This window comes from Herbidospora mongoliensis (assembly GCF_001570545.1).
Classification (GTDB): domain Bacteria; phylum Actinomycetota; class Actinomycetes; order Streptosporangiales; family Streptosporangiaceae; genus Herbidospora; species Herbidospora mongoliensis.
Genome location: NZ_BBXD01000009.1, coordinates 136505 through 159844, shown reverse-complemented (window position 1 = coordinate 159844; position 23340 = coordinate 136505). Strand labels below are relative to the sequence as shown.

Here is a 23340-nt window from a genome sequence, read left to right as displayed (position 1 = left end):
GAGATAGATGTGCCCATCTTTTGCGTGTTTGGTCCTGTCTGGACCCGCGATGCCCTCTCGCGTCTCTTTCGTTCCTCGTCCCGCCGGAGGTACTGGCTAGTGTGACCTCCCGGGGGAATGCACCGGGCCATAGACCTGCGATACGCCCTGCGCATGGACGAACACCAGAAGTATCCCAGTGACCTGTCCGACGCCCGGTGGCATCTCGTCGAACCCGTCCTGGCCGCCTGGCGCGAACGGCGCCAGGCCACCGCCCTGCGCGCCATCCTGAACGCGATCCTGTACGTCGACCGCACCGGCATCCCCTGGCGTCACCTGCCCCGCGACTACCCGCCCTGGGCCACCGTCTACTGGTACTTCGCCGCCTGGCGCGACGACGAGGTCTTCATCCAGCTGGGCGGCCTGCTGCGCCGCATGGTCCGCACCGCTGAGGACTGCACCCCCGACCCCTCCGCCTGCCTCATCGACGCCCAGAGCGTGAAAACCTCCACCGACGTCCCCGCCGGCAGCCAGGGCATCGACGCCGCCAAGAAGATCGTCGGCCGCAAGCGCCACATCGTCACCGACACCCTCGGACTTCTGCTCGCGGTCCTGGTCGCCGCCGCCAGCGTCCAGGACTCCACCGCCGCCACCACCCTCATCGACCGCATCGCCGCCGGGCATCCCACCATCGTCAAGGCCTGGGCCGACGGCGGCTATCGCCACCATCTCGTCGAACACGCCGCCACCGCCGGCATCGACCTGCAGATCGTCCAACGCCCGCCCGCCACCAGAGGATTCACCCCACTACCCCGACGCTGGGCCATCGAGCGCACCTTCGGCTGGCTGATGTTCCACCGCCGCCTGGCCCGCGACTACGAAACACTGCCCGCCAGCTCAGAGGCCATGATCCACCTCGCGATGATCGACAACATGTCCCGCCGCCTCACCGGCGAAAGCACACCAACCTGGCGAATCACCTGAACAGAACTAATCGGAACTCCCAGGATTAAACAACCTCTGAGCAGCCAGGGGATCCTCGGGCACTGGCTGGACCTGGGCGAACCGGAGATGTACGACGCCGCCGACTGGACGGCTGGAGTCCTGCCCGGCCGTTCATGCTCGCCCGGTCCGGGGCGAGCGGGATGCAGCGGCACGGCGTGGCGATGTGGTCGGCCGACATCGGGTCGAAGCTGACGGCGCTGGCGCAGCAGCAGAACGTCCAGATGCACATGTCCATGTCGGGGATCGACTACTTCGGCTCGGACATCGGCGGGTTCCGGCGGGAGATGCTCGACTCGGACCTGAACGAGCTCTACACGCAGTGGTTCGCCAACGGCGCGTGGTTCGAGGTGCCGCTGCGGCCGCACACCGAGAACCTGTGCAACTGCGCGGCGACCTCGCCCGACTCGATCGGCGACGTGGCCAGCAACCTGGGGAACCTGCGGCGGCGGTATGAGCTGACGCCTTACTACTACTCGCTGGCGCACCGGGCCCACCTGACCGGGGAGCCGGTGGTTCCGCCGCTGGTCTACCACTACCAGAACGATCCTGCGGTCCGGGAGATGGGACACCAGAAGCTGATCGGCAAGGACCTGCTGGTCGGCGTGGTGGCTGGGGAGGACGAGCGGTCGCGGAACATGTACCTGCCCGCCGGGACCTGGTACGACTACGCGACCGGCGAGAAGCTCGTGTCGACCGGCCAGTGGTTCAACGACCGTCCTTTGTGGGTGAACGGCGAGTTCCGGCTGCCGACGTTCGCTCGGGCCGGGGCGATCATTCCCAAGATGTTCGTGGACGACAAGACCATGAATGTTCTCGGGAAGCGCACCGACGCGTCCACCCGGAACGAGCTGATCGCCCGGGTCTACGCATCGCCGACCGCAAGTTCTTTCACCCTTTACGAGGATGACGGATCTTCGACCGCCTACAAGTCGGGCTCGGTGCGGACGACCGCGTTGAGTCAGTCTCTTTCGGGGTCGGTGGCGACCGTGACGGTCGCGGCCTCTTCCGGGACCTACACGGGAGCGCCGGCGTCGCGCTCGAACGTGGTGGAACTGGTGGCGGACACGCAGGCCGGCGGGGTGACGCTGAACGGGTCCGCGCTGACGCAGCACGCGTCCAAGGCGGCTTTCGACGCGGCGTCGAGCGGCTGGTACAACGCGGGCGGCGGCGTGGTCGTCGCGAAGTCGGCGTCGACTGCTGTCGGGACGGCGAAGACGTTTGCGTTCACGATCGGGCAGACGCCTTCCGCCCTGACGTTCAGTTGCGCAAACGGGACCACCACCGCCGGGCAGTCGGTCTACGCGGTGGGGAATGTGCCGCAGCTCGGGGCGTGGTCGGTGGCCAGCGCGGTCAAGCTGTCGCCGACGTCGTATCCGACGTGGACGGCGACCATCTCCAAACTGCCACCTGGAGCCTCCGTCGAATGGAAGTGCGTGAAGCGCCAGGAGGCCGACTTCCCGAACACCGCAGACGCCTGGGAACCGGGCGGGAACACGGTGTTCACCGCACCGGCGAGCGGTTCGGGAGGAACGACCTCAGGCTCGTTCTGACGATTCAGGTCACAGCGCCCTCGCCATTGGCCGGGGCGCTGTTTCTCTCGGGCTTTCAGGGGTCGTCCCCAGCTTGCTCAGCCGGCGCAACGAAATCGCGTCGACATCAGTTGTCTCTCATACAACGGGCATTGATCAGCCCATGAGTGCTCGGCGAGATAAAATCGAACCGACCTCCCAAGCTCGTCATCGACGACAGAGTTAAGGAAAAATAATCTCTGGTGCTACACCCAACACGAGACACTCTATTCCGACGCGCCCTACCCCAAACCTAGCCAGCGAATCGGCTACCAAGTAGATCATCCCTACCTCGTCGATGCCGAGAAAGAATCTGCCCCGATCGAGTTCGCCGATAGGGAAGATTGATTTCCCTACCGCTTCACCCCACTCAGAGAAACGGTCATCTTCCCCCATTCCGAGCAGTGGATCAAATTCGAATGGCTCTCGGGCGCGAGAGATGCCTGCGCCCCCATGTCCCACAGATAGTCCGCCGAACTCTCGCAGGAATCTTTCGGCGGCGTCGTGCATTACGAAGCCATCACTTTCCAGGAGGTGGCGCCAAGTCGATGTGTCCACATGTCGACCCGGCTGCCATCCGGCCCTCCTCAGAATGTGCTCCACCTCAGATTCCAACGGGTTTACTCCTTGTTCGTTATGTCAGGAAGTTCAGCTTGAAGTGGGCCTCAAGATACTTACAACTATCGCAAGGGCCGACCGGAAGTCCGTGTTTGGCATGCCCAACGTCTCCTCGAATCAGAACTGCTGCGGCATCGGCACCCGACGGGTTCATCTTGTTATTCAAAGCGTCCGAAAGACAGACCGCCAATCCGCATTTACCGTGTCCAGCACCACGAGAAGCGGCGGGGACAGCGTCCAGGACCGCGCTGACTTTCGGATTCAACTGAGGTGCTTCGCCGCGGACGCTGGTTCGCGCGATTACCTTACCGTTCTTGAGTGCAATCGCCTCCGCTACCACCGGTCTCGTGCTGGACGGGCGAACGGAAGCCGTTTTATCAGCAAGCGTCTTGGCCGCACCAATTGCATTACCTTTGAGCTTAGTACCGATAGCCCCTGCGGCCTTGGACAATAGCACGCCGCCGACCACCGACGTGGCAGCGCCCGTGGCCATTGATCCGAACGCGCCCATCAGGGTCTGCTGTTCGGCTGGCGTGTCCATGGCGTAGCCGACCCACCCGGCCACCGCTCCGCCCAATGCCATGCATCCGAGGCTTCCCGCCCCCGCCGTCAACGCCAGACATCCAGTGGTGGCGGCGATGCCAGCAGCGGTGGCGACGATCGTGCTCGCGTTGTCGGAGACCCAGTCGGTGACGGCCCCAAACCATCCGCCGTCGTCTTCCTCCGCCGGCTTCGGCTCTTCCTTCGGCTGCGGTTTGGGAGCGGGCGTCTTCTGCTGCTCCTTCTTCTTGTGCTCCTGGATGTTCTGCTCGCGCGTTTCCTCGCTCTTCTTGACCGACTGCTTCTGAGCGGGCGTCTTCTTGGTCCCGTTGCCGTTGTATTCCTTCTGGAACGTCGCGTTCGACTGACGGTTCCCGGCGTCGATGCCCAGACCCGTCACATCCGACAGACCGATCGGGTTGTTGCCCGCGTAGGAGAACGGATTGGCCCACTGGGGTTTGCGGAAGTCCAGCAACGGGTCGACCGAGATGAACTTGCCGATCGCCGGGTCGTAGTAGCGGGCCCCGATGTGGGTCAGCCCGGTCGATTCGTCCTCGATCTTGCCGAGGAATCCCAGGTCGGTGAACGGCAGGTCGTCGGCCCCGCGTCGCTGCCCGAAGGGCAGGTACCGTTCCCGGCTGATCGCCCCTCTGGTGTCGTCGATGGCCAGCTGCGCAGTCCCGTGCATGGCGGCTGCCATCCACTTCACGCCCGGCTGCCCGGTGATCCGCATCGCGACCATGGACCCGTCCGGCCCGGTGTAGTACCGCTTCCCCGTCAACCCGGCCGAGGAGAGCCGCACCTCCATCGGCCCGAGGAACAGCGTCGTCACCCCGCCCGGGTCACGCCGCAGCAGGCGGTTGCCGTCGGCGTCGTACACCATCGAGGTGTCCTTGCCGTCGACCGTCGCCTTGGTCAGTTCGCCCAGTTCGTTCCACGTGAACGTCCCGGCCTTGCCGCCGGCCATCCGCGCCGCCAGCTGCCCGCCGGCGTCGTAGGTGTCGACCTGGCCGCCGTGCGCACGCGTCGTCAGGTTCCCGATCGCATCGTAGGTGTAAGCCTCGGAGTAAGGGTCGACCCCCTGCCCGTCGCCGGATCCGGCCGCGCAGGTGGAGGCCGTCGTCGTCCACGCCGACGACAGACGGTGCAGGTCGTCGTAGGTGTAGCACTCCGCCTGGCCCGACACCTCGTCGACGATCCGCTTGATCTCCCCCGACACGTCGTAGGTGTACGCGTCATTCTGGGCCATCGTCGGAGTCGCCGTGTCGGCGCGCGACTTCGTCGTCACCCCGGTGATTCGCCCGGTCGTGTCGTCCCACGCCAACGTCCGGGTGACTTGCCCGTTGCCACCGTAGGCCCGCTGGTAAAGCTGCCCGATCGCCGTGTAGTTGATCGACTTCACATAGGTGAAGCCGCCGCCGAAGTCGGAACTCAGACCGTAGGGCAGCCCGAGGTCCGTGTACGCGGGCGTCAGCACCTCGGCTGGCAGCCCACCGGCCGCCGGAAGTGTGGTCGTCGCGACCGCGCCGCCCGCGTTGTACGTCGTGGCGAAGTCGAAGGTCCGGCCGATCTGGCCCACGCTGACGGGCAGGGACAGGCGGGAGCCCAGCGGCCGGTCCATCACGTCGTAGTGAGGAGCGTCACCAGGTTGCGCCATGGCATCTTCGAGGTCGCCGAACTTCTCCCGCAGTCCCAGAGTGTGCGGTGTCGCGGCAGATCTGCGGGAAGAGCTCGCAGTCGACGTCACCTTCTCCGCGTATTGGGGTGAATCAGGGGCTCCAGCTCTCCTCGACCGGATTGACGGGGAAGCGGTACTACACCGGTCCTGACGGGTCCATGGTCGCGATGCGGATCAACGGACAGTCGGGTGTGAAGTGGATGGCAGCGGCCATGCACGGGACTGCGCAGCTGGCCATCGACGACACCAGAGGGGCGATCAGCCGGGAACGGTACCTGCCCTTCGGGCAGCGACGCGGGGCCGACGACCTGCCGTTCACCGACCTGGGATTCCTCGGCAAGATCGAGGACGAATCGACCGGGCTGACCCACATCGGGGCCCGCTACTACGACCCGGCGATCGGCAAGTTCATCTCGGTCGACCCGTTGCTGGACTTCCGCAAACCCCAGTGGGCCAATCCGTTCTCCTACGCGGGCAACAACCCGATCGGTCTGTCGGATGTGACGGGTCTGGGCATCGACGCCGGGAACCGTCAGTCGAACGCGACGTTCCAGAAGGAATACAACGGCAACGGGACCAAGAAGACGCCCGCTCAGAAGCAGTCGGTCAAGAAGAGCGAGGAAACGCGCGAGCAGAACATCCAGGAGCACAAGAAGAAGGAGCAGCAGAAGACGCCCGCTCCCAAACCGCAGCCGAAGGAAGAGCCGAAGCCGGCGGAGGAAGACGACGGCGGGTGGTTCGGGGCCGTCACCGACTGGGTCTCCGACAACGCGAGCACGATCGTGTCCACGGCCGCTGGCATCGTCGCCACAGGAGGATGTCTCGCGCTGACGGCGGGAGCCGGAAGCGTCGGGTGTATGGCCCTGGGCGGAGCGGTCGCCGGTCTGGTCAGTTACACCATGGACACGCCAGCCGAACAGCAGTCCCTCATGGGCGCACTCGGATCGATGGCCACTGGCGCAGCGACCTCGGTGGTCGGAGGCGTGCTCTTGTCCAAGGCCGCAGGGGCGATCGGACGAACCATCGGCGGCAAGTTCAAGGGTGGTTCGAGCGGAAGTTGCCCCGTCGGGAACAGTTTCATCGCCGGGACCACGGTCGTCATGGCCGACGGCGCGGAGAAGCCGATCGAGCAGATTCAGGTCGGCGACAATGTCCTGGCCACGGAGCCCCTGACGGGTGAGACGGCGGCGAAACCGGTCACGGCGCTCATCGCCGGAGACGGTGAGAAGGACCTCGTTCGTCTCAAGGTCACGGCCGATCCGGCGGCGGCTCAGATGAAGCAGGGGCCGCGAGCGCAGGAAGACGACCTCATCGCCACGAGTGGACACCCTTTCTGGGTGCCGAGTCAGCAGAAATGGCTCGCGGCGGGCGAGCTCGTGCCCGGCACGCCACTCCTTACGAGCGATGGGGACCTGGTCAAGGTCGACGAAGTGGCGACCTGGCGTGGGCAGGCCGGCGTGCACAATCTCACGGTCGCTGACTTCCACACCTACTACGTAATGGTCGGCACCGCTCCAGTGCTCTCGCACAACTGCGCAGCGGAGAAGCCAGGCTTCATCAAGCGAATCTTCGGCAAGAAGGAGGCGCCCGCCCCGGCTGTCAAGAAGCTGAACTCCAAGGTTGGCGACTTGAGGCGAATAGAGTCGGACGGAAGCTTCAGCAAGGGCAAGGCTGAGAACATGCGGTATCTTGACGATGACGAACTGATCGATGCTGCGCAGATCACGCAAGGGCCGGACATGATGGCCGTTTACACGGGCGGAAAGACGATGAGCAATGGAAACCATCGGAGGGCGGAACTCTTGAAGCGCGCCGACGATCAGAATTCCGCCATCACGGATGATACGCCCATCTACATCAGTGGATTCGGAAACTGATGCGTACCTTCCGGTTGGGGCGCTCCCGGGGCCGGTGGCCTCAGGTGCCCAATCGTACGGGGATTCTCGGGAGGGGGGACATCAAGGAGGTGTCCCCCGGGGAACTCGAGCGACTGGCGAACCAGGCGGCCGAACATGATTGGAGCGGTCGTGGTCGGCCTGACTGGTTCGCCGAGCACCGCGCCGAAGTAAAAGACGTCTATCTCACGTTCTTGTCCGAGGAAACGAACGAGGTGCTCCGGTGCTCGACCACGGTGGTTCTGCGGGACGGCACCGGAGGCCACTTTTCACTGGACATCGCGAAGACTGAGTTCGAACGACTTCGGGACGTCGGAGACGAGGTCCTTGTCGATCTCGCGCACAGATTCCTCTACGCTTTTCCGAATATTCCCCTGGACGCCCCGCAGCAGGAAGCCTGGGATCAGGCTTATGAAAAGACTAAGCCATCTCTTAGGCCTGAGGATGGCTCTCGATAAATCCATCATTGGTTTCGGCTATGTGATCTGCCGTATCTGTTGCGCGTTTCTCCAGGCGGTGCAGAACTCGGGAAGAGAGCTGTAACGGTCGCTAGGGTGGGCGTGGCAGGCGCGGGCGGTGACCTGGTAGAGGGGACCGCCGAAGTCGTCGCCGAGGAAGATCTGGGCGGTGCGGCCCATGGTGAACACGCTCGTGCGCTGGTCGATGAGGGCGCCCCTGGTGAACTCCTCCGGGGCCATGAAGCGGGAGGAGCCGAACATGCGGCCCATCTCGTTGCGGTGCGGCGCGGGAACGTAGTTGTCCAGGTCGACCAGGGACAGACGGTGCGTGGTGAAGTCGTAGATCAGGCACCCGTCGTAGAAGTCCCCGGCCACCTCCCCGGCCCCGCCCAGGAGGTCGTGCACGTCGAAGATCGTGTCCAGGGCGGCCAGGACGCGGTCGGCCGGCAGGTCGCGGAAGCGCTGGAACGACGACTCCGGGTCGTCGCGGTGCTCGCGGGGAACCCCGAGGAGTTCACCGTCGACCCAGTTGTAGACGAGCATCGGTCCGTGCGCGGAGTCGATGACCGTGTGGAGGGCCGGCAGCGCGGGATGCCGGTAGGTCCGGCCCAGCCGGACCGCGTTGCGCAGCAGGTCGACGCGCTGGGCATGGGTGAGGAAGGGGGTGTGGCCGGGACGGCCCGCGGTCTTCACGAAGTACCGCTCACCGTCGACGGTGACACCGTAGGACACGTTGCCGGAGTCCTGCTGGTCGAAGCGGGCGAAGATCGTCCCGAGTCGGGCCAGGTAGCGCTCCGGAGGCTCATAGGCCAGAGCGGGCCCCCTAATGTGATCGGGATGAACGGTACCAACGATGGCCCGCTCTCGGATGAGGAATTCGATACCCTTCTCGCCCTTTTGCGGCGTGTGTGTGAATACGAGCTGGATCAGTTTCTGCTGTGGAAGTTCCCGACCCCCTTCGGCGAGACCTTCGTCACGATCGCACGCGAGCCCGCGCTCGGATCGTCCGGTGACGGCTACAACAGAGTGCCCCAGCCATGAATGTCATGACCGGGGCACCCTTGATCGGATCTCAGAACGAGCCTGAGGTCGTCCCTCCCGAACCGCTCGCCGGTGCGGTGAACACCGTGTTCCCGCCCGGTTCCCAAGCATCAGCCGTGTCCGGGAACCCGGCCTCCTGGCGCTTCACGCACTTCCACTCCACGGACGCTCCTGGCGGCAGCTTGGAGACGGTCCCCGTCCACGTCGGATACGACGTCGGCGACAGCTTCACCGCGCTGGCCACCGACCACGCCCCGAGCTGCGGCACATTCCCCACCGCGTAAACCGACTGCCCAGCCGTCGTCGTCCCGTTCGCGCAACTGAACGTCATGGCAGAAGGCGTGTGCCCGATCGTGAACGCAAACGTCTTCGCCGTGCCGACAGCGGTCGACGCGGACTTCGCGACGACCACGCCGCCGCCCGCGTTGTACCACCCGCTCGACGCCGCATCGAAAGCCGCCTTGGACGCGTGCTGGATCAGTGCGGACCCGTTCAGCGTCACCCCGCCGGCCTGCGTGTCCGCCACCAGTTCCACCACGTTCGAGCGCGACGCCGGCGCCCCCGTGTAGGTCCCGGAAGAGGCCGCGACCGTCACGGTCGCCACCGACCCCGAAAGAGACTGGCTCAACGCGGTCGTCCGCACCGAGCCCGACTTGTAGGCGGTCGAAGATCCGTCATCCTCGTAAAGGGTGAAAGAACTTGCGGTCGGCGATGCGTAGACCCGGGCGATCAGCTCGTTCCGGGTGGACGCGTCGGTGCGCTTCCCGAGAACATTCATGGTCTTGTCGTCCACGAACATCTTGGGAATGATCGCCCCGGCCCGAGCGAACGTCGGCAGCCGGAACTCGCCGTTCACCCACAAAGGACGGTCGTTGAACCACTGGCCGGTCGACACGAGCTTCTCGCCGGTCGCGTAGTCGTACCAGGTCCCGGCGGGCAGGTACATGTTCCGCGACCGCTCGTCCTCCCCAGCCACCACGCCGACCAGCAGGTCCTTGCCGATCAGCTTCTGGTGTCCCATCTCCCGGACCGCAGGATCGTTCTGGTAGTGGTAGACCAGCGGCGGAACCACCGGCTCCCCGGTCAGGTGGGCCCGGTGCGCCAGCGAGTAGTAGTAAGGCGTCAGCTCATACCGCCGCCGCAGGTTCCCCAGGTTGCTGGCCACGTCCCCGATCGAGTCGGGCGAGGTCGCCGCGCAGTTGCACAGGTTCTCGGTGTGCGGCCGCAGCGGCACCTCGAACCACGCGCCGTTGGCGAACCACTGCGTGTAGAGCTCGTTCAGGTCCGAGTCGAGCATCTCCCGCCGGAACCCGCCGATGTCCGAGCCGAAGTAGTCGATCCCCGACATGGACATGTGCATCTGGACGTTCTGCTGCTGCGCCAGCGCCGTCAGCTTCGACCCGATGTCGGCCGACCACATCGCCACGCCGTGCCGCTGCATCCCGCTCGCCCCCGACCGGGCGAGCATGAACGGCCGTTTGGTCCCCGAAGCGTAGTTGCGGGCGATGCTTTCGGCCCACTTCAGGTTGTAGGCGTTGTGGTAGTCGGCATGGGCGTGCTTGCCGGGCAGGACTCCAGCCGTCCAGTCGGCGGCGTCGTACATCTCCGGTTCGCCCAGGTCCAGCCAGTGCCCGAGGATCCCCTGGCTGCTCAGAGCAGCGCGTTTCAGCGTGTGCCAGTAGTCGCCGGCCGCGTTCTGGGTCCAGTCGATCATCCCGCCGCGGCCCCACCAGTCGTTGGTGGTCAGGTAGGTCGGCGCGCACGACGAACAGCCCGCCCGCACCAGATACCCGCGCGAGGCCATGTCCGTGTGCTCGGTGCGGTTCTTGCCGATGTACGACTCCTCGATCGTCATCAGCCCCACGCCCTGGTTCGTGGCGTAGTCGGCGATCTTGGTGGTCGGGTTGGGAAAAGCGGAGGTGTCCCAGGTCAGTGACCCCATCGCCGTGTTGTCCGACCCGGCCGTGACCCCGCCGAACCACGGCAGGTCCAGCACGAACCCGTCCACGGGGAACTTCGCCGTCCGCAGACCGGCGAGGCGGTTGTCGATCTCGGTCCAGTTGTCGTAGCCGAACTCCGACACCCACATGCCGAACGCCTTCTTCGGCGGCACCGGCGGGCGGCCGGTCAGCTCCAGGTAGTCCTTGCGCAGGTCGGGCAGGTCGGAGCCGGTCATCGTGTACCACCGGATCTGGTCGCCCCAGGTGTCGATGGTCCACGGATCGCCGGTCAGGTTCCATTCCTGTTTGTACATCTGGTCGAGGAACAGCCCGTAGTTCAGATTGGACGCCCCCACCGCGAACAGCACCGGGATCTGGGTGTTGCCCACCGGGCCGTTGTCGGTGTCGTACACCATCGCGTTGCCGTAGGTCCCGCCCGGCGAACGGGTGCGGCCGACCCAGTCGCCGTCGGCGCTGCCGCCCATGAAGAACTGCTCGCCGAGGCCGTAGGCGTTCTGGATCGACCCCTTCGTCACTGAGAGGCCCTTCCACGCTTGCGCAAGGTTGCGTGGGCACGCCTCATAGAGCAGTCGGGACGGGTCGGAGACTTTCACGCACAGCGTCCCGGAGGTGACCTCCACTTTCATGGACGCCGTCGTGATGACGTTCCCGACCTGACTGAAGGACGACGGTCCCGTGTAGTCGGTCTTGAGCACCTGTGGGGTGGTGAACAGGGGAGAGCCGGTGCCGGGACTCGTCCCGTTGGCCAGTTCGAAGTGCACCAGGTCGTCGTCGAGGAACTCGGCGATCAGGTAGGTCGACCCGCTGGTGAACTGCACCCGCTGCACGGCGGCCTGGGCGGGCAGGGCCACCAGCAGACCGCCTAATAGAACTGCGAAGAACACCAGGCGTCTCATGGCCGCGCCACCACCAGGTTGTCGAGATTGATCCCGTTGGAGGCATATTCGATCTTGATCGATCGAGCCCCGGCCGTGAGGTTGGTCGTCAACGTCGCCGTGCCCCACGTGTCCCAGTTCGCCAGCGCCGGCAGGTTCAGCGTCCCCACCGACACCCCGTCCACGTAGACGGTCCGCGTCGAGGCGACCGTCGTCGAGTAGCGGAACTTGAGCTGGTGGCTGCCCGTCGCCTCGGCCCGCACCGCGAAGGTGACTGAGTCGCCCGAGGAGGCGAAACCATCGACGAAACCGGTGCCGGTGTAGCCGGCGTGGTCGGTGTTGGTCGAGACGCCCACCCCGGCGCCGAACTCCGCCTCGTAGGCGGCCTTGTCGACCCCGTTCAGCGTCACCGAACGCGCGGACCCGCTGGAGGCCAGCTTCACGTACGTGAGCTGCTGCACCGGATCCCACCACCAGCCCTCGGAGGCCGACTGCAACGCCGACAGCGACGCCCGGGAAGTCGCCCCGGTCACCGACGACGGCTGTGTGGAGGCCACCTGCAGCGTGCTGGTCGTGGTCAGCGCGGGCACCGACACCCCGACGGTGTGAGAGGCCCAGGTCTCCGTGACGGAGATGGTCCGGGAGAGCCCGGCCGAGTCCTCGAAGTACGAGTACGACGAGTTCCCCGACGGATAGATCCGGAACACCAGGTTGGCATAGGAGGAGACGCTGTTGGAGACGTTCCCGCCCAGCTCGTAAGCCGCGTTCAGGTTCAGCGGGACGACCGCCCCGGCCCGCGCGTAGACGGGGATCGTGTCCAGCCCGGCGCTGTAGGTCTTCGTGCCGGGACCGGTGAACCGCCCGCCGTTCCACAGGTCGTACCACTCACCTGCGGGCAGGTACACGTTCTTCGACGTGGCCCCGGCGGTGGTGATCGGCGCGACGAGGAGCTGCGGCCCGAACATGTACTGCTGGTCGAGAGCGGCGGCCGAAGAGTCAGCAGGGAACGCGTAACTCATCGCCCGCATCATCGGCGCACCCGTCAGCGACGACGCCTTCGCCTCCGTGTACAGGTAGGGGATCAGGTTCATCCGGACGTTCGCGAACTTCCGGAAGTACGGGATCACGTTCGTGTTCCCGGTCCGCGCCTGGACGTTCCACGGCGTCCGCGCCTCCGACGTCCCCGGGTTGGCGGTCTCGGAGTGATACTGCATGACCGGCGAGAACGTCGCCTGGGCGGCCGAACGCAGGTAGAGCTCGGCGCTCGGGAAGGTGCCGGTGAACCCGGCCATGTCCCACGCGGTGAACGGCACCCCCGACTGCCCGGCGGTGAGCTGCGCCCGGACCGCCTCCTGGAAGGCGGGGAACGAGGAGTTCTGGTCGCCGGCCCAGAAGATCGAGGTCGACTGCGCCCCGGCGGTCCCGGCCCGGCTGAAGATCGTCCCGTCGGGCTTCTTGCCCTTCACGTACGTGTTGTAGGCCGACAGGTAGGAGTTCGGGTAGGCGTTGTGCATCTCGTCGCCCTTGCGCCCGTCGGCGAAGGAGACACCGCGTCCGAACACCGCCTCGGAACCGTCGGTCTTGAAGCCGTCGACGCCGACGTCGTCCATCAGGTAGTCGCGCTTGCTCATCCACCAGTTGCGGGCCGCCGCCGAGGTGAAGTCGGGGACCGTGCTGTCGCCGAACCACTGGCCGGTCGGGATCCGGTAGGGGGAACCGCCCGGCTGGGTGGCCAGATAGCCCTGCGTCTGGGCGTACGACCGGTCGTTGAGGTGCTGCTGCGGGGCGGTCGAGGGGTTGGTGTCGAAGTTCTCCTTGAACACCGGGATCTGCCAGAGGATGACCTTGATGCCCTTGGCGTGGGCGTCGTCGACCATCGCCTTGGGGTCGCTCCACGCCGTACCCGGCGGGAAGGTCAGATCGGTCAGGGCGAGTTTCCCGCTGCCGGGTTTCGCCGTGTACGTCGCGCCGTGCCAGACGTAGAAGGTCGCCTCGTCGCTCCACTGTTCGAGGACCAGCGCGGAGTGCGGGATGTTGTGGGTCGTGGGTTTGGCCAGTTCGGCCGTCACCTCGGCCTGGGTGTTCCACTCGTTGGCCGACATCCACAGGCCGAACGCCCACTTGGGCGGCAACTGCGGCCGGCCGGTCACCGCGGTGTAGTCGTCGACGATGTCAGCGGGGGTGCCCGCGAAGAAGTGGTAGTCGAGCGTCGAGTTCAACGCCCCGCCGGTGTCGACGGAGAAACCGGCCAGGTCGTTCAGGTGGGTGTTCAGGTTGAAGAGGGAATAGCGGGTCGAGGGGATGTAGACGCCGTAACCGGCGGAGTTCAGGAAGAACGGCGTCGACAGGTAGGTGCGCCGCCACGACCCCTGGTCGCGATATTGGTTGTAGACGTAGTTGTGCACGTCGGTGCCGCGCTGGTCGAGCCGGTCATAGCGTTCGCCGAAGCCCTCGAAGCGTTCTCCGGCGGGGGACAGGAAATGGTCTTCGATCTTCGTGACCGTGGAGACGCCGTCGCTGGCCCAGCCGATGTTGCGGAACACCGCGGGGTCGTACTGCCGCGTGATCAGCGTCGTCCCGTCGCCCTTGTAGACCGAGAGGCGGTAGGGCGTCTTCTGGATCTTCAGCACCAGTGAGGGCGTCGAGATCTGCAGGGTCGAGGCCGAGTTGGTGACCGTGTATCCGGCCACGCCGGTGATGTTCAGGCCGCTGCCCGAGGGCGCGATCTGGGTGCGGAAGCGGTCCAGCGCCGGGAAGGCGAACCGGATCTTCGGGGTGAACGACCCCGCCGAGTCGCCGGTCGTCACGTCGACGCTGGTCCCGTTGTTGACGTAGGACGCCACGTTGGTGACCGTCGACCACGACGTCACCTTGAACGTGAACGGGCCTGTGCTCTGCTGCCCGGTGCCGTTCACATTCGCGTTGACGGTGTAGGAGATCGCGTCGCCCCGCGCGAACGAGGGCATGGTGATGCGCCAGTAGGTGTTGTTGCCCTGGTTGTAGTCCCAGGCGGCGCCGATCGGGCTCTGCGCGACGCCGTTCTTCGTCCAGGTGATCCAGACGGTCTGTCCCGCCTCGATCGGCCAGGTCGTGGCCTTGAGGGTGACGGCCTCCCCGGCCATCGGGTCGCGGGGAGCGCGTTCGGTCGGCTCGGTGGAGTAGAGATCGTCGATGCCGGTGGGGTTGTGGTGCACGCCGCTGAGGGCGGCCGCGGGAAGGGCGTGGAACATCGTGGCCAGCAGGGCCAGCACCACGACGGTGACGCCCGAGCGTAACCGGATCACTGGAACACTCCTCTCAAACGCGGCCAGTGCTCGGAGGCACAGAGCACTGGAGGACGCTCGATGGGCGCGGGAAGAGTGACCTCCCGCCCACCGGGCAGCACCTCGCCGGTCCACACGTCCACCCACTCGCCGGAAGGCAGGTAGGCGGCGACGTCCGTGGCGCCGGGCGTGGTGACGGGGACGACGAGCAGCGCGTCGCCCAGCTTGAACTGCAGGGGGTAGGACCACAACTCGCGTTCCATGTGGTCGAAGAACAGACCCCGCATGAGGGGCTTGCCGCCGCGTACCGCCACCGCGGCCTGCTCGGTCAGGTAGGGCACCAGTCGCTCTCTGAGCTGCGCGAACTCCCGGAAGATCGGGATGACCGACGCGTCGCCGGTCTGTTCGGCGATGTTCCAGGGCGTGCGGTCGCGGATGGGGGTGCGGTGGTGGTTGAACTCCGAGTGGTACTGCATGATCGGCATGAACGCCGAGGTCCCGGCCGCGCGCAGGTAGAGCTCGGCCGAGGGCAGGTCGCCGGAGAACCCGGCCAGGTCCCAGCCCCAGTAGACGATTCCGCAGGCCGACGCGGTGATCCCGGCCCGGATCGACGACTCGAAGGCCGTCCACGTCGAGTCTTCGTCACCGGCCCAGAACGCGCCGTGCGGCTGCGATCCGGTGAAACCGGCCCGGCTGAACGTCACCGGCGCCTTCCCGTGCTCGCGCAACAGGTCACCGAAGGCGCGCGCGTAGTGCACCGGGAACAGGCCGTTGCCGTCGTCGCCGCGCCGCCCGTCGGCGTAGCGTAGGTCGTGGCCCCACGCGTGCTCGCCGCCGTCGGTCTTGAAGCCGTCGACGCCCATCTCGGCGACCAGGTAGGCCCGCTTGGCGGTCCACCAGTCGCGGACCTCCTGCGAGGACAGGTCGGGCATCAGCGACAGCGGGAACCACCAGCCACGGTTCCGGTAGGGCTTCCCGTTCGCCTCGCGGACGCCGTAGCCCTTCTCGACCAGCTGCGCGGCGTCCACCGCCGCCTGGTGACGGGGGTGGGGGCGCATCTTCTGCAGCGGGATCTGCCAGAGCAGGACCTTGACGTCGCGGGCGTGCAGCTCGTCGATCATGCCTTTCGGGTCGGGCCACGGCCCGTCGGGCGGGAAGGTGTAGTCGGCCAGCGAATGCGGCTCAGAGGAGGGTTCGTAGACCGCGCCCCGGAACGCCGTGAAGGTCGTCTCGTCGCTCCACGCCTCGATGACCAGCGCGCCGACCGGGATGTCGTGCTCGCGGTGCCGGTCCATCTCGTGCAACACGCGCGTCTGCGTGTTCCACTCGTTGCCGCTGGCCCACAGCTTGAACACCCACGACGGCAGCTCGGTCGGCAGCCCCACTTCGTCGAGGAACCGTGTCAGCACCGCCGAGGGCTCGCCGTCGTAGAAGGCGATCTCCAGCTCCCCGTCCGGGCCGAGCTCGGCTTCGATCGTCAGCAGGTCGCCCTCGCTGGAATACCAGGTGCGTCGTGACGTGCGTACATGAAAACCCCACGACGAGTCGCCGATGACGAAGGCGAAAGGCATCGGCAGGTACGTCTTGTTCGCCGCCCCCTGCCCCTTGTACTGCTCGAACACGACCGCGTCGAGATCGTTCCCCCGCTGGTCGACGGCATTGAACCGCTCTCCGAACCCGACCAGGTGATCACCCTCGTCGAGCCGGACCGCGAACCTGACCCGACGGGGCCCGTCCGCGTCGACCAGCCACTCGACCGACCCGGGCACCACCCGGTCGGTCCCGCTGACGCTGATCTTCCCGGGGACCCACCGCGCCGCCGACACCTCGAACCACCGGCTGGTACGCCCCGGCTCCCGAAACCGGTAGCGATAGCGGTCCCCGAACACCAACGGACCCGTCGTCACCGTCCACGACCCGACCGCGGCCCGTGCCGCCTTGGCCTGGGCGGCGGCCAGGTGACCGCCGTCGGTGACGACAGGTCCTTCACCGGAGAACTGAGGCTCCATGGGCAGGTCGACACCGTCGAACTCGCAGACCACCTCGGCCGCAGACGAGCGAGCCCGCAGCTCGACCGCCTGGCCGTCGAGGGGCAGTGACGGGATCCGCTGGTCTTCAGAGACGGCGTAGGGGTGGCCCGAGCCGTAGGGGCGGTGGCGGATCACAGTTCGGCTCCCAGCATCAGGTACATGCCGTGCGACCACAGCAGAGGGGTGGCGACCGTCCCCCAGCGCTGCAACCACTCGTCATAGCGGTCGGGGAAGAGCAGCACGTCGGAGACCTGCTCGGGCAGATCCCCATTCGGGAGGGCCTGGGCGGCCATCCACTCCAGATACCTCGAAGCCTCGTCGCGCCGCCCCGCCGCAGCGTGGTTCAGCCCGAGGAACCCCGCCAGCAGCACCCACCGGCCGCCGCCGTAGAAGGTGTCGGCGCGGTAGCGGTACACCCCGCCCTCGTGCGCGAGCTGCCGCTCGACCTCGGCGACGGTCGCGACGGCCACGGGGTGGTCGGGGGCGTACAGACCGAAGGGGGCGACGCACGCCAGCAGGCTTGCGTCGACCTCGTCGGAGCCCAGCCACTTGCGCAGATGGCCCTTCGCGGAGACGCCCTCGGCGGCGATCAGCGCCTCGATGCCGCCGATCGCCTCCTTCACCTCCGCGTCGGTGACCCCGAGCGAGACGGCGGCCCGCAGACCGGCGTGGACGGCGCCGAGCGTGGCCACGTGGCGCTGCTCGACGTGCTCCTCCCACCAGTCGTAGCAGGGGCTGTCCCAGAACGCCGCCAGGTACCGCGACGCCACCCGGACGGCCTCCATCGGGACTTCCACGGAGTGGCGCCGGGCGTGCTCGGCGAGCTGCCACAGCCACGTGCCGTAGCCGTCGAGCTGGTGGTCCCACCAGTCGTCGGTGCCGTCGGCGCCGTCCAGGGTGAACCGGGTCGGCAGCATCTCCCCAGGTGAAAGGGGGCCGTGCCGGCGGGAGATCAGATCGTCCACCTGCGCGGTGCGCGCGGTGATGACCCGCGCGCACCACTCGTGGAAGGCGGTGACCGAGGCCTCCTCGCCCGCCCGGGACATGCCTTCGGCGATGAACGCGCCATCGCGAAGCCATGCGTATCCCGCGTAGGCCGAGAAGGTCGGACACGCCGGGTATGCCCCCGAGGGCGACTGATTCTCGCGGATCACCTGGACACTGCGAGACATCAAGTCGATCATGCTGGTTCTCTCCTAGCCGAGAAGGGCGTCGACCTTGGCGGCGGCTTCGGTCAGGGCGTCCTCGACGGACTTGCGACCGGCCGCGGCCTCGGTGAGCTCCTGGGTGACGGCGTCCTGCATCTCCTGCTGGCGGGCGATGACCGGCGGCAGGGCGATGCTCTTGAGCGAGTCGAAGACGGCCTGGCGGTTGGCCGGGACCGGGTCCTTCAGGTAGCCCGCCAGGACGGCCTGGTCGGAGACCGGCGGAAGCTCCCACGAACTGGCGATCCGGGTCGTCGCGGCCACGTTCGAGCTGCTCATGAACTTGGCCCAGGCGTACGCCTCACGCGGGTGCTTGGTCGTGGCCGACGCGGCCACCGAGTTGTGGAAGACGGCGCTGGCCTTCTGGGTGTCGCCGGGCTCGACGACGACGTCCCAGCCGAACGGCACGTCCTTCAGGCCGGCGAACTGCCAGATGCCGTTGTGCCACATCGCGAGCTTGCCCGACTTGAACAGGTTGGTGTCGTAGTCGGCGGTGCCGCCGATCTCGGCCTCGGTCGGCATCGTCTTGCCGACCTTCTCGACCAGCCACTTGGCGGCCTTGATGCCCTCGGGGCTGTTGAACGTCGACTTCCCGCCGGCCATGAACTCGCCGCCGGTCTGCTTCAGGGCCTTGTAGAACTCGAAGAACGTGACGGGCTGGAAGTCCCCGAAAACGCCGTCGCCGGTCAGCTTCTCGGCCGCGGCCTTCTCGTCCTCCCAGGTCCAGTCGGCGGTGGGCAGGGCGACGCCGGCCTTCTCGAACAGGTCCTTGTTGTAGAGCAGGACGACCGTGGAGAACGAGGCCGGGAGGCCGAACTGCTTGCCGTCGTGCTTGAAGGCGTTCAGCGATTCGGTGGCGTAGCCGGAGGTGTCGGTGTCGCCGCCCGCGGTGCCCAGGTCGAGCAGGCTGCCCGCGCCGGCGTAGGTGACGAAGTTCTCGTAGTTGAGCTCGAAGGTGTCGGGGGCGGTCTGGCCCGCGATGCTGGTCTGGAGCTTGGTGAAGTACTGGTCGTAGGGGGCCGTCTCGACCTGCACGTCCACCGTGGGGTTCTCCTTCTCGAACGCCGCCACGATCGTGTCGAGATCCTTCACGTGGTCGGGGGCGGCGGAGAAGGTGAAGTAGCGCAGGGTGACCTTGCCGCCTGCGGCGGGCTCTTCCGTACGGGTCGCCGACCCCTGGGAGCAGGCGGTGGCGAGCAGGGCGGTGATCAGGGTCGCCGCGACGACCCGAGCTGATCCGGCCATGGTTGTTCCTTTACTTCGGGGGGTTATTTGAGGCCTGACTGGGCCACGGAGGCGATGACGTGCTTCTGGGCGAACAGGTAGAGGATGAGGATCGGGACGACGCTGACCACCGACCCGGCCATCACGACGTTCCACTCGGTGGTGAACTGGCCGTGCAGGTTGGCCAGCCCGAGCGGGAGCGTCATGAACTCGGGCGACCTGATGATCACCAGCGGCCACAGGTAGCTGTTCCAGCTGGCCATGAAGCCGAAGATGGCGAACGTGGCGAGGGCGGGGCGGATCAGCGGCAGCACGACGAGCGTGAAGATCCGGAAGTGCCCCGCGCCGTCGAGGACCGCGGCCTCGTCGAACTCCTTCGGCACCTGCCGCACGGCCTGGCGCAGCAGGAACACGCCGAACGCCGAGGCGATCGTCGGGGCCAGGATCGCGAAGTAGGTGTCGGTCAGGTTGAATGTCCGCATCTCGATGAACAGCGGCACGACCAGCACCTGCAGCGGGACCATCAGGGTCGCGAGGTACACGGCGAACAGCGCGCCCCGGCCCGGGAAGGGCAGCCGGGCGAAGGCGTAGGCCGCCATCGCACTGGTGACCAGCTGGAACACGGTCGAGGCGACGGCGATCCAGAGGCTGTTGAACATGATCCGCCAGAACGGCATGGTCTCCAGCAGCCGCGTGTATCCGTCGAGCGTCGCGTTGTCCGGCGTGAAGTCGGGCGGGGTCTGCAGGACGGCGCCCGCCGGGGTCAGCGAGGTGATCACCGCCCAGGCGAACGGGAACAGCATGATCAGGGCGCCCAGCACGACGAGGGCGTACTTGAGTGTCTTAGCCATAGTTCACCCACCGGCGCTGACCGCGGACCTGGAAGATCGTGACCACCAGCACGACCGCGAACAGCAGCCACGACAGGGCGGACGCCTCACCGGCGCGGCCGTATTTGAAGGTCAGGTTGTAGACCTGCTCGACCACGACCTGGGTGGCCCCGGCCGGTCCGCCGCCGGTCATGACGTGGACCTGGTCGAAGACCTGGAACCCGTTGATCAGCGAGATGACGACGACGAAGAAGGTGCTGGGGGACAGCAGCGGGAGGGTGATGCGCCGGAACCGCTGCCAGGCGTTCGCGCCGTCGACCCGGGCCGCCTCGATGTACTCGTTCGGGATCGCCTGCAGCCCCGCCAGCAGGATGATCATCACGAAGCCCAGGTCCTTCCAGGCCGAGGCCAGGATGATCGAGGGCATCGCCCAGTCCGGGTCGGTCCACCATCCGGGGCCCTCCAGCCCGGCCAGGCCGATCGCCCAGTTGACGATCCCCGAGGCCGGGTTGAGCAGCCACTTCCACAGCAGCGCCACCACGACCCACGACGTGACGACCGGCAGGAAGTAGATCGCCCGGAAGAGGTCGCGGCCCTTCATGGCCCGGTTGAGCAGCATCGCCAGGCCCAGGCCGCCGGCGTAGACCAGCGGCAGATAGCCGGCGATGAAGTAGAGCGTGTGGCCGAACGCCGCGTGGGTCTCCTCGCTGGTGAGGAGGTCGGCGTAGTTGTCCAGGCCGACCCAGCGCATCGGGGTGATCAGGTTCCACTCGTGCAGCGACGTCCAGAGTGAGCCCGCCATCGGGATCAGGGTGAACAGCAGGAGCGGGACGGCGCTGGGGAGCAGGAAGACGGCGACCGTGAGGGCGTAGCGCAGGCGCTTCCTCGGCGGCCGGACGGGCTGCTTGGCGACCTGTTCGACCGGGGTCTCGGTGAGGGTCACGGGGTCGCCCCGATCAGCCGGGCCCTGACCATGCGGCCCTGCTCGCCCGCCGCCCCCTCGGTGTCGAAGGGGGTCGCCAGGACCAGCGCCGCCGCGCCCTGGGCCCACGAGGTGTCGTCCCAGCTCTCGACCTCGATCTCGATGTCCCGGCGGCCCGGCATGAGCTGGTGGCGGACCGCCGTGTCGAAGCCCCGCTGCCAGTACGGCCAGTTGGCCGTCCCCTCGCCGAGGACCACGACCACCTCGGGATCGACGACGTTTATCAAGCCCGCCGTCGTCCGGCCGAGGATCGTGCCGGCCTCGGTGAAGACCTCACGGGCGGTCGCGTCGGAGGAGGCCAGCGCGCCCAGTTCGTCGACGGTCGTCACGTGGAGACCGCGTTCGCGGGCCGAGGCCACGAGACCGGCGGCGCCGACGACGGCTTCGAGGCAGCCGTACACCCCGCAACCGCACAGGGGCCCGTCCACGGCGACCGGGACGTGCCCGAACTCGCCCGCGCCGCCGCGGGCGCCCCGGTAGACCCGGCCGTCGGCGACGATCGCGGCGCCGACGCCGCGGCCGATGGTCAGCACGAGGAAGTCGCGGTGGGTGCGGCCCCGGCCGTAGAGGCGTTCGGCCACGGCCAGCGCGTTGACGTCGTTCTCCAGGAGGACGGGGAGCTTCAGGCGGCGGCGCAACCGGTCGCCGACCGGCATGGCCTGCCAGCCGAGGGTGGGGGCGTTGACGGTGCCGACGGCCTGGTCGTCGACGCTGCCGGGGACGCAGACCCCGACGCCGAGCAAGGGGGGCATCTGGCCCAGCACGTCGGCGACCGCTTCGGACAGATCGCCGAGCGCGTCGGGGGAGGAGGGGTCGAAGGGGGTCTCCCAGGAGCCGAGGACGTCGCCGTCGAGGCGGACCTCGACGATGACCAGGTGCTCGGCGGTCACCTTCACGCCGAGTGCGCGCCCCGCCGATCCGAGGAGGCCCAGGCGCTGGGCGGGACGACCGCCCCGGGAGGGCTGGAGGTCGAGTTCCTCGAGCATGCCCGCCGCCATGAGCGCCTTGGTGAGCTGGGTGACCGTCGCGGGGGAGAGGTCCAGCTCCCTGGCTATCTCCGTGCGGCTGAGCGGCCCGACCGTGCCGAGCAGGGCCAGGATCGCCGTCCGGGTGAGGTCACCACGATCGGTCGCAGCCATCGGGCTCACTTTCTTTATTGGTAAAGTTAGTCCCGAAATATGGCTGTTCAGTGGTGGACTGTCAAGACTCCGAAATCAGATCGAAACCTCAGTGCTTGGCGCACGGGCGGACCACGGCGATCGGGCAGCGGGCGTGCCGGAGCACCCGGCGGCTGACCGAACCCATGACCATCGACCCGGCCCGGCCCCGGCCGTGCGAGCCCACCACGACGAGGTCGGCCTCCCTGGACGCGTCGACCAGTGCCTCGACCGGGTGCGCGGAGCGCAGGTCGTCGAAGACCGGCAGGGTCGGATACTTCTTGCGGTGCTTGGCGAGCTGCCCGGCCGCGACGGCCCGCTGGCCCGCGCGGACCGACTCGATGTCGTAGGTGATCTCCGGGGCGTAGGAGTGCGTGGGCAGGGTCCAGGCGTGCAGGGCCCGGACCTCCGAACCGTGCAGGCTCGCCTGCTCGAAGGCGTAGGAGATCGGGCGCTGGCACTCGGCCGTCTCGTCGAGGCCGATCACGACCTCGCCGACGCGGTTCCTGGGCCGGTCGCGGACGATGACGACCGGGCCGCAGGCGTGCCCGGCCAGCTGCATGCTGACCGAACCCAGGATGCTGCCGGCCGTCCGGCCCATGCCCCGGCTGCCCAGCACCAGCCCGGCCGACTCGTCGGCCAGCCTGCGCAGCACGTCGGCCGGGCGGCCCTCGACGCTCTGCAGGCGCATCCCGAGACCCGGACGCCGCTCGCGCGCGGTCTTCTCGGCCTCGGTCATGATCCGGCAGGCCGCGTCCGCCAGCTGGGCGTCTAGCTCGGGGGACTGCGTGAGTTCGTACGGAGACCGGTCGATCACGTGCACGACGCGCAGCCACGAGCCCCTGTGTGCGGCGTCGTCGGCGGCCCACTGGACGGCCGCCAGAGACATCGGCGAACCGTCCACACCAACCGTTACGTCCTTCATGACTCCCCCTTGGTCTTCGCCCCGACTTCTATGACAACGCTTGAGCTGCGCAAATACCCAGGGTCGAAAGTCCCTAACCGGGCAAAGGGTGACTTTGGGCCCTATC

The 23340-nt window shown here is 67.2% G+C and carries 17 protein-coding genes; 5 read left to right on the top strand and 12 right to left on the bottom strand.

Going from position 1 to position 23340, the window contains the following annotated elements:
• Positions 1-153 precede the first annotated feature (153 nt).
• Positions 154-963, top strand: coding sequence for an IS5 family transposase (locus tag AW272_RS05165; RefSeq protein WP_066362486.1), 810 nt, complete (start codon positions 154-156; stop codon positions 961-963).
• A 62-nt stretch (positions 964-1025) separates the two neighbouring features.
• Positions 1026-2534, top strand: coding sequence for a TIM-barrel domain-containing protein (locus AW272_RS05160; RefSeq protein ID WP_369408718.1), 1509 nt, complete (start codon positions 1026-1028; stop codon positions 2532-2534).
• 201 nt (positions 2535-2735) lie between these two features.
• Here AW272_RS05160 and AW272_RS45945 read toward each other — a convergent pair whose 3' ends face one another.
• The gene (locus AW272_RS45945) at positions 2736-3155 is read right to left on the bottom strand and encodes an SUKH-3 domain-containing protein (RefSeq protein WP_369408717.1); all 420 of its coding nucleotides are present in this window, start codon (positions 3153-3155) and stop codon (positions 2736-2738) included.
• A gap of 31 nt (positions 3156-3186) precedes the next feature.
• On the bottom strand, positions 3187-5457 hold the full coding sequence (locus AW272_RS05155) for an RHS repeat-associated core domain-containing protein (protein ID WP_157518342.1): 2271 nt from the start codon (positions 5455-5457) through the stop codon (positions 3187-3189).
• An 89-nt stretch (positions 5458-5546) separates the two neighbouring features.
• Here AW272_RS05155 and AW272_RS05150 point away from each other — a divergent pair, with 89 nt between their 5' ends.
• Positions 5547-7265: a polymorphic toxin-type HINT domain-containing protein gene (locus tag AW272_RS05150; protein WP_157518340.1), complete on the top strand. Its 1719-nt coding sequence runs from the start codon at positions 5547-5549 to the stop codon at positions 7263-7265.
• Between the two features lie 89 nt (positions 7266-7354).
• Positions 7355-7741 carry a hypothetical protein gene (locus tag AW272_RS05145; RefSeq protein WP_218010790.1) on the top strand — a complete coding sequence of 129 codons (387 nt, stop codon included), beginning with the start codon at positions 7355-7357 and terminating at the stop codon, positions 7739-7741.
• Positions 7742-7759: 18 nt separating this feature from the next.
• Here the strand turns inward: AW272_RS05145 and AW272_RS05140 are convergent, their stop codons facing one another.
• A complete protein-coding gene (locus AW272_RS05140) occupies positions 7760-8473 on the bottom strand; it encodes a hypothetical protein (RefSeq protein ID WP_083958024.1) in 714 nt (237 codons plus the stop codon).
• Between the two features lie 105 nt (positions 8474-8578).
• Here AW272_RS05140 and AW272_RS05135 point away from each other — a divergent pair, with 105 nt between their 5' ends.
• Entirely contained in the window at positions 8579-8782 is a 204-nt protein-coding gene (locus AW272_RS05135; RefSeq protein WP_066362485.1) for a hypothetical protein, read from the top strand.
• A gap of 31 nt (positions 8783-8813) precedes the next feature.
• Here the strand turns inward: AW272_RS05135 and AW272_RS05130 are convergent, their stop codons facing one another.
• The 9 genes from AW272_RS05130 to AW272_RS05090 all read right to left on the bottom strand — a co-directional run bounded on the left by AW272_RS05130 (position 8814) and on the right by AW272_RS05090 (position 23234).
• On the bottom strand, positions 8814-11639 hold the full coding sequence (locus AW272_RS05130) for a TIM-barrel domain-containing protein (RefSeq protein ID WP_066361413.1): 2826 nt from the start codon (positions 11637-11639) through the stop codon (positions 8814-8816).
• Positions 11636-14902 (bottom strand): TIM-barrel domain-containing protein, encoded by a 3267-nt coding sequence (locus tag AW272_RS05125; protein ID WP_218010789.1) that lies wholly within the window; start codon positions 14900-14902, stop codon positions 11636-11638. Before AW272_RS05125 ends, AW272_RS05130 begins: the two co-directional genes overlap by 4 nt.
• Positions 14899-17046, bottom strand: a complete 2148-nt coding sequence (locus AW272_RS05120) for a glycoside hydrolase family 31 protein (protein ID WP_066361412.1) — start codon at positions 17044-17046, stop codon at positions 14899-14901. Before AW272_RS05120 ends, AW272_RS05125 begins: the two co-directional genes overlap by 4 nt.
• Entirely contained in the window at positions 17043-18083 is a 1041-nt protein-coding gene (locus tag AW272_RS05115; RefSeq protein ID WP_169807491.1) for a glycoside hydrolase family 15 protein, read from the bottom strand. Before AW272_RS05115 ends, AW272_RS05120 begins: the two co-directional genes overlap by 4 nt.
• A 24-nt stretch (positions 18084-18107) precedes the next feature.
• Complete coding sequence (locus AW272_RS05110; protein ID WP_066361411.1) at positions 18108-19361, bottom strand: ABC transporter substrate-binding protein; 1254 nt, start codon at positions 19359-19361, stop codon at positions 18108-18110.
• 23 nt (positions 19362-19384) lie between these two features.
• Positions 19385-20191: a carbohydrate ABC transporter permease gene (locus tag AW272_RS05105; RefSeq protein WP_066361410.1), complete on the bottom strand. Its 807-nt coding sequence runs from the start codon at positions 20189-20191 to the stop codon at positions 19385-19387.
• On the bottom strand, positions 20184-21113 hold the full coding sequence (locus tag AW272_RS05100; RefSeq protein ID WP_066361408.1) for a carbohydrate ABC transporter permease: 930 nt from the start codon (positions 21111-21113) through the stop codon (positions 20184-20186). Before AW272_RS05100 ends, AW272_RS05105 begins: the two co-directional genes overlap by 8 nt.
• Positions 21110-22291, bottom strand: coding sequence for an ROK family transcriptional regulator (locus AW272_RS05095; protein ID WP_066361406.1), 1182 nt, complete (start codon positions 22289-22291; stop codon positions 21110-21112). Before AW272_RS05095 ends, AW272_RS05100 begins: the two co-directional genes overlap by 4 nt.
• A gap of 88 nt (positions 22292-22379) precedes the next feature.
• Positions 22380-23234, bottom strand: coding sequence for a universal stress protein (locus AW272_RS05090; protein WP_066361405.1), 855 nt, complete (start codon positions 23232-23234; stop codon positions 22380-22382).
• Between the last annotated feature and the right edge of the window lie 106 nt (positions 23235-23340).